This is a genomic window from Microcoleus sp. S28C3 (assembly GCF_036700785.1).
Classification (GTDB): domain Bacteria; phylum Cyanobacteriota; class Cyanobacteriia; order Cyanobacteriales; family Microcoleaceae; genus Microcoleus; species Microcoleus asticus.
Window position 1 is genome coordinate 1 of sequence record NZ_JAUBPO010000025.1, and the last position, 12,165, is coordinate 12,165.

The following is a 12,165-nucleotide window of genomic DNA, read 5'->3' on the forward strand; positions in this document are numbered from 1 at the left end:
AGAAGTTTTATCCCTCTGTGGTTGGGACTATATCCTTGAAGCTATATTAAGTGCAACTTCATAGTAAATTGGTATTATAATGAAATATTTAATCATAGCTTATTACACGATTATAGAGTTTTAAGTAATAATAAAGCTCAGACCCATTATACTTTGATGATTAACGGTAGTTTTCTGCTAGTAACAAACAGGAATTCTTTAAGTGAATCCTCAATTAAAATTTTAAGAAATGACGATTTTTTAGAAGAAATTAAAAAATCTTTAGATCGATCATTGAATGATGGCAAAGGTTTTAAACAGTTGATAGAGAGAATAGGAAATGAAGTTAGTGAATCAAAAAGCGAAGTTCAAGTCAAGCAATTTAATAAAGTTAAAAATTCAATCCTTCAAAGAGATCATTTTTATATTTTAGATATTAAATTTTTAAAAAGTAAAAAATTTTTTGTTCCTAGTCTAGGAGAAGAACATGGGGTAGGTGCGTTATATACACTGTTAGCTCATTTGGTTTCTGTAAGCTCTCCTTACTCTAAGTTTTGGTTAAGGTTTTTAAATTTTTCCGGTCAAGGAATTGATAGTTTAGCCACCGAATTTAATGATGAAAGATTCCAACAAGAACTCAAAGGATTAGAATATAAATATATATTTTCAACCTATGAGCTATTTAACCATCCATTAGTCGTCACCGATCATATTGTATGTTGGAAACTGGATGAATCTCTGCAAGAAGGTGATTCTGTTGATGATGGAGATTATAAAGGAGAAATTTCCTTTGCTAATGATTTAGAAGGTATAGGCTGTGAAATTATTAATATACAAAATGGATATGGTGCTTGTCATAATTCTAATATTAAAGTCATTTGCTTAGAAAAATTAATAGGTAAAACTTTCCGGTGTGAATGGAAAAGAGGTTTTAGCAGTTTACCTTCACAATCATCAAGGAGACGAGCCAGATAGTTAAAAGTTATAAAGATCAATAGGATTGATTTCGTTATCGATTAGAGTTCCTTAGCCAGAAAGAATTGCTCTTTATCAGCCCCCATTATTGGGCGGGTTTTGTATCGCAGGGTTTGGCGTAGGAGAAACAGTAGCATTTACATTCCTGGACCGATCAAAACCACAGAAACCGGGTTTTTTACCGTATCTGCAAACTGTAAGGCATCTTCTGGGCGGCAAAAAACCCGGTTTCTAAGCACCCGTGCGTCTAAGACTAATTTAGAAATGTTCCAGTAGAGATTTCTCTTGTGCGTAAACCTTTCGCAGCGACTCCACGGCTATTGATCGCAACATAAACTTAATCACCCCCACCATTTCCCCCCACTCCAACAATTCAGAAACACAAACAGCTTTCTGAAATCTCGCCGCATAGAAATCCACCCAAAAATCCGGCGCGTGTCTCTGTTTCTGACTCGCCCAACGGCGCTTCCAATAACCAAAATCTAAACCAGAGGGCGATTCCACTCCCAAAACAGGCGAAAAGTCGGCATAACTGACAAACCGACTCATGCCTTTGGCGTGCACGTACAGGATATGCGCCCAGCACTCGAAGCGATATATTTGTTCTACCTTGATTTTCAGCAGCCGCGCGATCGCCTCTTTCGTCACAAACCGGCTCAATCTGTGTCTGGGGGTTGATTTTCGCGAAAATTTTGTTAACATGATATTAAGCAAATCCTTTGTAAAGAGTGCAAACTTTTGTAAAGGGATTGAATTTGGATAGGCGATCGCTTTTTAGTTTTCCAGACCTGGGGGCGATCGCTTTTTACGATATTTTTATTAAAAACTAAATCTAGTTTTTTGTCAATGGGTTTAATTAGATTGCGGGTTAAAGAATTTGCTGCTGAGAAAGGCTGGACGATCAAAGAGGTTTCTGAGCGATCGGGAGTCATTTACAGCACACTCACCACCTATTCACGTTCTCCGGGGATGGCAATGGTTGATTTTACTTGTCTGCTGAAGTTGGCACGTACTTTTGATGTGATGGTGGAAGATTTGGTTGAGGTCGTCAAAGAGTAGTCGATCGCTTTTTACAGTACAATCGGATGACTTATCTCAATCACTTGTCAAGAGCTTATGGGCTTAATTAAGTTGCGGGTGCGAGAATTCGCTGCCGAGAAGGGCTGGACGCTGAAAGAAGTTTCAGAGCGATCGGGAGTAGTCTACAGTACGCTCAGAACCTATGCCCGATCGCCTGGATTAGCAACAGTTGACGTGACAGCCTTGCACAAGTTGGCGAGGACTTTTGATTTGCCGATCGAAGATTTGTATGAGATTGTGCAGGAATAGTCGAGCGCTTTTAGGAACTAATTATCCAGTCAATATTATTCGACAGTTGCTAGCATCTGATTGACAGACTCACCCCGTTGTAGTGCTTCCCAATCCGATGTAACAGGTTGGTAAGAACAGTAACACACCACAATTCGCTCCTCAGTATCGGAAGCAAAAAACTGCTGAACGCGAGTAACTACCCAATCTCCATCTTTCCCGTGGGTGACTCCATTACCCGGGTCAGATAAATTTTCATAATCGCGGGTTTTGTCCCCTACTTGAGGAATTTTTGGGTTTTCTTCCCAAGTCCAATTTTCCCAAAGTATATTAGTGAGACCGCCCCTCGGCATAAGCTGACGTTCTTCCCAGCCGGGATCACTCATGCTTTCGGTTTTGTAGACAATCCAGATTTTTTTTGCCATTTTTTTAAAGACGATCGCACAATCGCGTTCAATACTTCGACTATATCAGAGGTGAAAGCTCGTGCAGCCGAATTATCTTAAAAAAAGCGCCTGAGTTCCCTCAGACGCCTACCATAAAATCAACAAATTGTCAACCCTAACCTAACCATTCAAAGCCTCAGCACCGCCGCAAACTTCCAGGATTTCCTGAGTAATTGCCGCTTGCCGCGCCTTGTTATAAGTCAGCGTCAAACTACCGATCAAATCGCTAGCATTCTCACTAGCATTGTTCATCGCCGTCATCCGCGCCGCCAACTCGCTAGCAGCAGACTCTTGCAAAGCCCGCAGCAATTGGTTGTTCAAATACAAGGGCAAAAGAGCATCCAGAATTTGCGCCGGATCTTGCTCAAAAATCATGTCGCGGGGCAAACTCTTCTTAGTAGGTGCAGAAACCTTTTCGCGCGATACTTGAAACTCTCCGCCTTTGCTAGTCAAGCGGAAGATTTCATCGTCTTGCACTTCAAAACCTTGGGGGTCGAGGGGCAGCAAAGTTTGAATTACCGGACGCGAACTAATTAGCGACACAAACTTGGTGTAAATTAGCTCAACTCTGTCCACAGTTCCCGACAGGAACAAAGAAAGCAATTCGTCAGCAATTTGTGCAGCTTCCGGTGCTGTGGGAATTTGTTCCAAGTTAGCGTAAGTAGCATCAATCGGCTGTTCGCGGCGCTGGAAATACTGAGTAGCTTTGCGTCCTACCAATACGTATTTGTAGTCTAAGCCTTCAGCTTTGATTTCCTTAGCGCGATTTTCGGCGTATCTGATGATGTTGCTGTTGTAGCCGCCGCACAAACCCCGATCGCCCGAAACTACCAACAGTCCCACAGATCGCACTTCGCGTTTTCTCAGCAGCGGCGAATCCAGGTTTTCAAACTGCAAGCGTTCCGCCAAACCGTACAATACCTCTGCCAGCCGATCGGCAAAAGGCCGAGTTGCAGTCACCTGTTCTTGAGCGCGGCGCACCTTAGCAGCGGCCACCAAGCGCATTGCTTCTGTAATCTTTTTAGTGTTCTTGACCGACTTAATGCGATCGCGAATAGTTTTCAGATTTGCCATAACTTTCTCCTTACATCCTTGCCCGCATCTTCTTAATTAAAACCGCAGATTAACGCAGAGTAACGCAGAGCAACTTCAGATTATCTGCGTTAATCCGCGTTCATCTGCGGTTCAAAATTTCTACTTTTCTACGCAGAAACTAGAAAACTTTGCTTGTATTCAGTGATGGCTTCTTTCAGCAGTTTCTCAGCTTCATCAGTCAAGGCCTTTCCGCCTTGAACAATTTCGCCGTACTTCGGCTTGCTAGTCCGCAAATAGTCGCGCAAACCAACTGTAAACTTGCTGACTTTTTCCACAGGAATGTCATCCATATAGCCGTTAATACCGGCATAGATTACAGCCACTTGTTCGTTCATCGGCAGAGGCGAACTTTGCGGCTGTTTCAACAGTTCCCGCAAGCGCTGGCCCCGCGACAATTGATTCTGAGTAGCTTTATCCAAGTCAGAAGCAAACTGAGAAAATGCTGCCAGTTCTTCAAACTGCGCCAATTCCAGTTTCACCTTACCGGCTACTTTTTTCATCGCCTTAGTTTGAGCCGCCGAACCTACCCGCGATACCGAAATACCGGGGTTTACTGCCGGACGCAAACCAGCGTTAAACAAGTCAGAAGAAAGGAAGATTTGACCGTCGGTAATCGAAATTACGTTCGTCGGAATGTAAGCAGAAACGTCACCAGCTTGGGTTTCGATAATTGGCAAAGCAGTCATGCTGCCTTCGCCCAAATCGTCGCTCAATTTAGCAGCGCGTTCTAGCAAGCGAGAGTGCAGGTAAAACACGTCTCCGGGATAAGCTTCGCGACCGGGAGGACGGCGCAGCAACAAGGACATTTGGCGGTAAGCTTGTGCTTGTTTGGAAAGGTCATCGTAAATGACCAAAGTGTGCTTGCCTTTGTACATGAAATACTCGGCTAAGCTAGCACCTGTGTAGGGTGCCAAGTATTGCAAGGTTGCGGGGTCGCTAGCGTTGGCTGCTACTACGATCGTGTAGTCCATCGCGCCCTTTTCTTGCAGGACGTTGACGATGTTAGCTACTGTAGAAGCTTTTTGACCGATCGCCACGTAAACGCAGATCACGTTTTCCGATTTTTGGTTAATAATCGTGTCGATCGCGATCGCAGTTTTACCGGTTTGTCTGTCACCGATAATCAGTTCCCGCTGTCCTCTTCCCACCGGAATCATCGCATCAATAGCGGTAATTCCTGTTTGCATCGGTTCGTAAACAGAACGGCGAGAAACAATCCCCGGTGCCGGAGATTCAATCAAGCGAGATTCAGTAGTTTTAATGTCCCCTTTGCCGTCAATCGGACGGGCCAAAGCATCTACTACCCGTCCCAACATTGCTTCACCCACGGGGACTTCAGCAATTCTGCCAGTAGCTGTTACCACCGAACCTTCTTCGATGCCGAGTCCTTGTCCCATCAGCACAGCGCCGACGTTATCTTCTTCCAAGTTCAGTGCAATACCAACAGTGCCGTCGGCAAATTCTAGCAATTCCCCGGACATAGCTTTATCTAAGCCATAAATCCGGGCAATACCGTCGCCTACTTGCAGAACCGTACCGACGTTAGAAACTTTAACATCTTGGTCGTACTGCTCAATTTGCTGGCGAATAATGCTGCTAATTTCGTCTGGTCTGATTGCTGCCATGTCAGTTGTCAGTTATTATTTGTCAGTTGTCCGTTGTCAGTTGTCAATTGTCAGTTGTTCAAAACTACTAACAGTTAACCGCTAACTAAATTAGCTAATAGTTATCAGCTATTAACTATTAAGAATTCAAGCGAAATCCCAAGCGGCGCAATTGTCCTCGCAGGCTGGCATCAATCACTTGAGAGCCTACTTTAATCACGACTCCGCCGATTAAATCTGCGTCTATTTTGGTTTCAATTTCTACTTGCCTTGCGCTTGTCATCGCCTGCACTTTCTCGCGAACAGTTTGCTGCTGAGCGTCTGAAAGCGGGACAGCCGAGGTAACTTCCGCCAAAACAGTTTGGTTGAGTTCTCGGAGCTCGGTCAAGTATTTTTTGCCAATTCCTTCTAAAAAAAGAATCCGTCCTTTGTCTACTAACAGCCGCAAAAAGTTCCGCATCAACGGGTTCATTTCTGATCCCGCTATTCGATCGATTACGGCTTTTTTATCCTGCGGTTTCACCAGTGGACTGCCTAGAAACAGGCGCAGTTCCTCGGAATTTTCTAGCAGGTTCAGCAAGGAGCGGATATCTTCGCCGAACTGCTCTGAGAGGTTGTTAGACTTAGCCAGTGACATCAAAGCGGATGCGTAAGGCTGTAAGACTTCGGTGCTGACTTTACTCACTTTCTAGCCTCCCAGTAACGCAATGCTGCGATCGATTAATTGGTGTTGAGCGTTTTCGTTCAAGCTAGTTTTTAGCTGGCCTTCCACCCTTTCTAATGCCATAGATACAACAGCAGATCTGAGTTGGGCGATCGCTCTTTCTCGATCTGCTTCCAACTCTTGACCTGCTGTTGCTTTCATGCGTTCAACTTCCTGCGCTGCCTGAGCTAGAATTGCTTCTTTGGCTTTCTTCGCATTTTCTTCAGCAGCGGATCGAATCCGTTCCGCTTCTGCTTGCGCTTGAGTCAATTTTTGCTGTTGCTCTGCTAGAGCTGCTGCTGCATCTTTTTGGCGAGTTTCTGCTTCTTTAATTGCCTCTTCGATGCCGGAGCGTCTTTCGCTGAGGATGTTCCCTAAAAAGCCGCGCCCGAAGTAAAACAGCAATCCAATAACAATGATCAGGTTAATCAGGTTGGTTTCTAAAATATCGAAATTTAAACCGAAACCACCTTCCCCGCTAGCTTCTGTGGCTAGCAATAAAACAGTCCCCATGATACTCTTCCATAATTGCGCGTGCAGGTTTGGTGAACCGATTTTAGATTTGAGTATTTACCCAAAATCTCAAACTGTTCGATCGAGCTATTTGACCAGTGCAGTGCCTAATAGCTTTTCAAGAATTTGTCGGCTCAGGACATCTACTTCTTGCTCCAGCGAGCGCATTGCCTCTTGTTTTTGTTGCTCAATCTCTTGTCCTGCCTTTTCTCGCGCCACTTGAGCTTCTTTTTGAGCCTCAGCTACTTTTGCCGACGCGGTTTTTTGGGCATCTGCTTGAGCCGCAGCAATTACTGCTTGAGACTGTTTGCGAGTTTCTCCCAGTTTTTGTTCGTATTCCTGCGCTAATTTCTGAGCTTTCGCCAAGCGTTCCCCAGCAGACACTTGAGTGGTGCGGATGTATTCATCCCGCTCGTCGAGCATCTTTGTCAGGGGCTTATAGAAAACAGCGTTCAGGACTACCATCAAAACTAGGAACTGCAACGCCATAAAAGGCAAAGTTGCATCAAAATCAAACACTTTTAGTTCCTCCTTTGTTTTGGGGCGGAAAGACATCCGCCCCTTTTTGCAGTCCTTCAGTATTAAGCGAAGGGATTAGCAAACAGCAGCACCAATGCAATAACCAGACCGTAGATGGTCAGGGATTCCATGAATGCTAAGCTCAGCAGGAGAGTCCCGCGAATTTTGCCTTCTGCTTCCGGCTGGCGGGCAATACCTTCTACTGCTTGACCCGAGGCATTACCTTGACCGATGCCAGGTCCGATCGCGCCCAAACCAATAGCTAAACCTGCGGCGATAACTGAAGCAGCAGCAACTGTCGGATTCATGATAAATTTCCTTAACTTTGTGTACAGATTGAAAAACAGATAGTGCGTAATTGGTAATTGGTAATTGGTAATTAGTCATCAGTCATTAGTCATTGGACTGCTGATTTCTGACATATCGCTATTAGCCATTAACCAATTCCAGAGTGTTAATCGTGGTGTTCGTCGCCGTGTCCTTCCAATGCTTCGTGAATGTAAGCTCCTGCCAAGGTGGCAAATACCAAAGCTTGAATCGCACTGGTAAACAGACCCAACATCATTACGGGCAGAGGTACAAACAGGGGAACTAACAGCACCAGCACCGCTACCACTAATTCATCCGCTAAAATGTTACCAAATAAACGGAAACTTAGGGAAAGAGGCTTGGTGAAATCTTCCAAGATGGCGATCGGCAACAAAATTGGGGTTGGTTCGATGTACTTACTAAAGTAACCCAAACCCCGCCTGCTGAAACCCGCATAAAAATATGCCAGAGAAGTCAGCAAAGCAAGTGCTACCGTCGTGTTGATGTCGTTGGTCGGAGCAGCTAGTTCGCCTTCTGGCAACCTAATTAGTTTCCAAGGAACTAAGGCCCCCGACCAATTCGATACAAAAATAAACAGGAACAAAGTGCCAATAAATGGCAGCCAGGGACGGTACTCTTTCTCGCCGAGTTGATTTCTAGCCAAGTCTCGAATGAATTCTAAGGCGTACTCCATGAAATTTTGCATTCCGCGCGGAATTCTCTGCATATTGCGAGTTGCCGCCAGGGAAGCTATCAGGAGCAGAGCAATCACAATCCAGGAGGTGATGAATACCTGCCCGTGAACTTTGAGATTGCCTATGTGCCAGTAGAAATGCTTGCCAACTTCCAACACAGCGAAGGGAAGAGCATTAAAGGCATTTAAGACATTTAGCATTTCCATTCACAAGAAGTTCACACAGTGGAGGGTTCACCGACTGCCTGACCCATTGACGGGATCGGGAATGAACAGGCTTTGCAGCATATAAAACACGAGCGCGCCCTTATATGTCAGAAATCCCAAAAATACGGGCAAAATGTGTAGCTGATTCCACTGAGTTGCTACTACAATCAACCCAATAAATACAGCCAACCGATTTTTACTCAGACTCCTCTTTTGCGGGCCGAGGCGCTCAACGTCTTTGGCCAACATTCTCAAGTAAACCACACCTACGATCGCCCCAATCAAGTAATTTAGGGCAATGTTGAGCGAATAAAAAATCCACACAGAGATAAAAATTATTCCCGTGAAAGCGAGTGTGACTACAAACAACTGTTGCTGAAGTTTGTAGAAATCTTGCATAGCATCAGTGGACTCCGGTTCGGACGAACCTGTCTGAGAGATGTCCTGCGTTTGGGCGGTGGATGCGCGAGATTGATCTGACAAGGTTACTTGACTTTCAAAGCAGTCGGTGTTAGTTGACTCCCACTACAATTAATTCGGTTGAAACCGTCTTGTAGCGACAAGTGTGACAAACGTTACAGATCGCACACTTCACATCGAATAATACCACGTGCAGGTAACATAACTTAAAAAAAATGAATTTTTTGATGGGTTTCTCAGAACGGTCTGCCTGAGCCACTTGACCTCGCTCGGCGCGGGGGCAGAACCGTTCCGAAGCCTGAAGCTAGAAGGCTTTTATGCAGACAGCCGCAGATTTTATGAATATTTATAATGTTGTCGCGATCGCCCGTCTTCTGGACTCAACTTTAGCACTTTTGCGGCGATAGCGATGAACGGTGAGGTTCTAACCAGCAACCAGCGTCAATCACTGCGGTCGAAACTACTCCCAGTTGGTGAGGGCAGAGGGGTACGGGATCGTTCTCCAGCCAGATGGGGGTACCATCATCGGTTCGTAGCAAGCAACATTATCAAAGGTTTCAGGCTGTGCTTTGAACTCAACTTGTTGTCCGGGCCGATACCCGAATGCTTCGTCTCAGTCTACATCTGCACAGAAGTCCGCGATCGGCTTCCTGTAATTAGTAGTCTTTGATACTGATTTTAGAGGCGATATCTGAAAATAGCCAGCATTTAGTAGTTTTAGATACAAAAAATAACTTGACAGGAGTCTATGCACAGGCGGTTCGTGCAGTCTTGTGCGGGACTGTTAGCCAGAGTACGAACTAGAGGCAGGGCAAGTGACCTATGATTCAACGAGGTGAAACTCTTTAACAGCCGGGAGAAAGTTTTTATTTTCGTGGCTCGATCGACTAAGCTTGATCAAAGCAAATCGCTGTAGAGGCTGCAAATTCGCCCACTGTGCCAAAGAAATTGTCACCCCGAGCTCTTGCGCTTTTGCAGAAACTGACTCGGGTACAGTTGCAGCATCCATCCACGGGGGATTTTCATCAACCGCCAAATCAGTTCCCGGTTTGCCTGTGTGTTGAATTAATATTTTATTTAGCTGTTCTCGGTAATCAATAATTTCTGCTGGTGTCAAGCAAGGTTTCTCTACAAGGATTTCACGTTCTGCTTGGTTAAAATGATTCCAATCCTGCAACTTTAATTTAATACCGCAAGTATCTAACTTGAGACGTACCTGCATCGGGATGCAGCGCAGGGCTTCCACAAAATCAGCTTCAAATTCAAAAAACATATATTTAGCAAGTTTATTTGAGTTGTGAATGATATTTTTTTTATTAACCGCAGAGGGCGCAGAGGGCGCAGAGTAAGAGAGGAGGGGGAAGGTGAAAAGAAATTGATGCAGGTTTATTGCTCTCTATCAATAATTGCAGAAAATCGAGTCAGCATTTATAATTAAATAATATTACAAACTATTGACATGGATACCGTAGACTACCTTCGGATTAGCTTGATTGACCGCTGCAACTTCCGCTGTCTCTACTGTATGCCGGAAGGTAGCGAGTTGGACTATGTATTGCAGCAGCAGTTGTTAACTCACTCGGAATTGCTAACTCTGCTGCGCGAAGTTTTTATACCCGTGGGATTTACCAAGTTTAGGTTGACGGGTGGGGAACCGCTGCTGCGGCCTGGGGTGGTGGAATTGGTGAGGTCGATCGCATCTTTGCCCCAAACGCGAGATTTATCCATGACAACCAACGGATTTTTGCTCGCCGGAATGGCCGAAAATCTCTACAGTGCAGGTTTGCGCCGGATTAATATCAGTTTGGATTCGCTGGAACCGGAGACTTTCGATAAGATAATTGGTAGTCGGGGGCGTTCTCGATGGACGCAGGTTTGGGAGGGAATTCAAGCGGCTTATCAAGCTGGATTCGACCCGTTAAAACTGAATGTTGTGGTAATTCCCGGTGTCAATGACGGCGAAATATTGGATTTAGCAGCGTTAACAATTAACCGGAATTGGCACGTTCGATTTATTGAGTTTATGCCGATCGGGAATGGGGATTTATTTGGCGATAAAGGTTGGGTAGCATCAGCCGAATTGCGGCAACAAATTAGCGACAAATACGGGTTAGCAGAATCGGGAGTTCGCGGTAACGGGCCGGCGGATGTGTTTCAAATTCCGGGGGCGAAGGGTACTTTAGGATTTATCAGTCAAATGTCGGAGTGTTTTTGCGATCGCTGCAACCGGATGCGTTTGTCTGCAGACGGGTGGCTGCGGCCTTGTCTGCTGAACGAAACAGGTCAAATTGACTTAAAAACTGCTCTCCGCAGCGGGACTCCTACAAGCGAATTGCGCGATCGAGTGCAGCAGATATTGAATATTAAACCGGAGATTAATTTCAAGCAGCGAGATTCGGGAACTACTCAAGGAAATTACAGCCGCACCATGTCTCAAATCGGCGGCTAAAGTTCCCCTTCCAAGACTTGTTGGGCCGTCAAGTTCAACTGCGGAAAAGTCGGCGATATCAGCGCTTGTTCCCCTTGAAAAACCCCAACTTCGACATACTCACCTGATTCTAGTCGTAGTACCGCTACTATCTCCTCTTGAGGGTCAACAATCCAATATTCAGGGATACCCCGCGCTGCATATTGAGCTCGTTTACTAATGTAATCGCGATCGCGCCCAACTCTACCTGGACTAACAACCTCGACAACCAACTGAGGAGGTGGCATAGTTTGGGTGATGGTTAGCCTGGTTGCTGTCAGCAAGATGTGTTCGGGGCGCAAAACCACCAAATCTGGGTAGCGGTTAGCTGCGTCGCCCTCCCGCAGGATCGGAACTTGGATTTCGCACATATGTGTTCTGATCAGCCTCAGTGGGATGAACCCGCTACTAGCCAGAGTGAATAGTAGATAGTTAGCAATGAAATTGTTGGGGCCCGATTCTGGTGGCAATGTTACTAACTCTCCGTCAATTAATTCGTAGCGGTTGTCGGTGTCGTCCTCATAGGTGAGGTACTCTTCAAAGGTAAGTTTCTGTTTGTGGGCTTGTGTCATCTTTTACCTTCCAGGATTGCTATTGTTATTAAAATATTTACACATCCGAGGGAAGCGGTGGCCGCAGTGATTTTCATTGAATTAACAAGCTGGGTAGCACTGTCTGATCGACACGGGGCGATCGACTCGACACCACAAGCAAGGCTACAAAATGCACCATCTGGCGGGGTCTAGCGGGTTTTGGGATATTCCACCTGTGGCAGTAGCAAGGCTGGCAGAGTTGCATCACAGGCAAAGTTTGCGGGTTTAGCGTGGGTCTAACGTCTGGCAAGGTTGCCACGGTCGGAGCGTTTTGAATTGCTTGTGGTGTAAAGTTTTCGCTTCAAACCATTAGACGTAAAAGGTTGATGTCTT

Annotated in this window: 17 protein-coding genes; 4 read left to right on the forward strand and 13 right to left on the reverse strand. The window is 45.4% G+C overall.

The window, feature by feature from the left end; genetic code table 11:
* Nucleotides 1-153 precede the first annotated feature (153 nt).
* Complete coding sequence (locus tag QUA13_RS09755) at nt 154-954, forward strand: hypothetical protein (RefSeq protein ID WP_333198144.1); 801 nt, start codon at nt 154-156, stop codon at nt 952-954.
* A 258-nt stretch (nt 955-1,212) separates the two neighbouring features.
* Here the strand turns inward: QUA13_RS09755 and QUA13_RS09760 are convergent, their stop codons facing one another.
* Nucleotides 1,213-1,656, reverse strand: coding sequence for a hypothetical protein (locus QUA13_RS09760; RefSeq protein WP_333198145.1), 444 nt, complete (start codon nt 1,654-1,656; stop codon nt 1,213-1,215).
* A 144-nt stretch (nt 1,657-1,800) separates the two neighbouring features.
* Here QUA13_RS09760 and QUA13_RS09765 point away from each other — a divergent pair, with 144 nt between their 5' ends.
* A complete protein-coding gene (locus QUA13_RS09765; RefSeq protein ID WP_006631112.1) occupies nt 1,801-2,013 on the forward strand; it encodes a helix-turn-helix domain-containing protein in 213 nt (70 codons plus the stop codon).
* A gap of 57 nt (nt 2,014-2,070) precedes the next feature.
* Nucleotides 2,071-2,283: a helix-turn-helix transcriptional regulator gene (locus tag QUA13_RS09770; protein ID WP_333198146.1), complete on the forward strand. Its 213-nt coding sequence runs from the start codon at nt 2,071-2,073 to the stop codon at nt 2,281-2,283.
* Nucleotides 2,284-2,318: 35 nt separating this feature from the next.
* Here the strand turns inward: QUA13_RS09770 and QUA13_RS09775 are convergent, their stop codons facing one another.
* From QUA13_RS09775 to QUA13_RS09820, 10 genes are all read right to left on the reverse strand, one after another.
* Nucleotides 2,319-2,687, reverse strand: coding sequence for a hypothetical protein (locus QUA13_RS09775; protein ID WP_333198147.1), 369 nt, complete (start codon nt 2,685-2,687; stop codon nt 2,319-2,321).
* A gap of 141 nt (nt 2,688-2,828) precedes the next feature.
* Nucleotides 2,829-3,782, reverse strand: a complete 954-nt coding sequence (locus QUA13_RS09780; protein ID WP_333198148.1) for a F0F1 ATP synthase subunit gamma — start codon at nt 3,780-3,782, stop codon at nt 2,829-2,831.
* 128 nt (nt 3,783-3,910) lie between these two features.
* The gene (atpA, locus tag QUA13_RS09785) at nt 3,911-5,428 is read right to left on the reverse strand and encodes a F0F1 ATP synthase subunit alpha (RefSeq protein ID WP_333198149.1); all 1,518 of its coding nucleotides are present in this window, start codon (nt 5,426-5,428) and stop codon (nt 3,911-3,913) included.
* 118 nt (nt 5,429-5,546) lie between these two features.
* Nucleotides 5,547-6,092, reverse strand: coding sequence for an ATP synthase F1 subunit delta (atpH, locus tag QUA13_RS09790; protein WP_172184541.1), 546 nt, complete (start codon nt 6,090-6,092; stop codon nt 5,547-5,549).
* 3 nt (nt 6,093-6,095) lie between these two features.
* The gene (locus QUA13_RS09795; RefSeq protein ID WP_172184539.1) at nt 6,096-6,623 is read right to left on the reverse strand and encodes a F0F1 ATP synthase subunit B; all 528 of its coding nucleotides are present in this window, start codon (nt 6,621-6,623) and stop codon (nt 6,096-6,098) included.
* A gap of 87 nt (nt 6,624-6,710) precedes the next feature.
* On the reverse strand, nt 6,711-7,178 hold the full coding sequence (locus QUA13_RS09800) for a F0F1 ATP synthase subunit B' (protein WP_333198150.1): 468 nt from the start codon (nt 7,176-7,178) through the stop codon (nt 6,711-6,713).
* A 26-nt stretch (nt 7,179-7,204) separates the two neighbouring features.
* The gene (gene atpE, locus QUA13_RS09805; protein WP_172184535.1) at nt 7,205-7,450 is read right to left on the reverse strand and encodes an ATP synthase F0 subunit C; all 246 of its coding nucleotides are present in this window, start codon (nt 7,448-7,450) and stop codon (nt 7,205-7,207) included.
* Nucleotides 7,451-7,596: 146 nt separating this feature from the next.
* Entirely contained in the window at nt 7,597-8,352 is a 756-nt protein-coding gene (gene atpB / locus QUA13_RS09810; RefSeq protein ID WP_172184533.1) for a F0F1 ATP synthase subunit A, read from the reverse strand.
* A gap of 27 nt (nt 8,353-8,379) precedes the next feature.
* Entirely contained in the window at nt 8,380-8,835 is a 456-nt protein-coding gene (locus QUA13_RS09815) for an ATP synthase subunit I (RefSeq protein ID WP_172184531.1), read from the reverse strand.
* A 757-nt stretch (nt 8,836-9,592) separates the two neighbouring features.
* Nucleotides 9,593-10,045: a nitrate reductase associated protein gene (locus QUA13_RS09820; protein ID WP_333198151.1), complete on the reverse strand. Its 453-nt coding sequence runs from the start codon at nt 10,043-10,045 to the stop codon at nt 9,593-9,595.
* Nucleotides 10,046-10,231: 186 nt separating this feature from the next.
* On the opposite strand from QUA13_RS09820, the gene moaA reads away from it, so the two are divergent.
* The gene (moaA, locus tag QUA13_RS09825) at nt 10,232-11,221 is read left to right on the forward strand and encodes a GTP 3',8-cyclase MoaA (protein WP_333198152.1); all 990 of its coding nucleotides are present in this window, start codon (nt 10,232-10,234) and stop codon (nt 11,219-11,221) included.
* Here the strand turns inward: moaA and QUA13_RS09830 are convergent.
* Together QUA13_RS09830 and QUA13_RS09835 are read right to left on the reverse strand one after the other, a co-directional pair.
* A complete protein-coding gene (locus QUA13_RS09830; RefSeq protein WP_333198153.1) occupies nt 11,218-11,811 on the reverse strand; it encodes a Uma2 family endonuclease in 594 nt (197 codons plus the stop codon). The two genes, moaA and QUA13_RS09830, sit on opposite strands and share 4 nt — an antisense overlap.
* A gap of 73 nt (nt 11,812-11,884) precedes the next feature.
* Complete coding sequence (locus QUA13_RS09835; RefSeq protein WP_333198154.1) at nt 11,885-12,091, reverse strand: hypothetical protein; 207 nt, start codon at nt 12,089-12,091, stop codon at nt 11,885-11,887.
* Between the last annotated feature and the right edge of the window lie 74 nt (nt 12,092-12,165).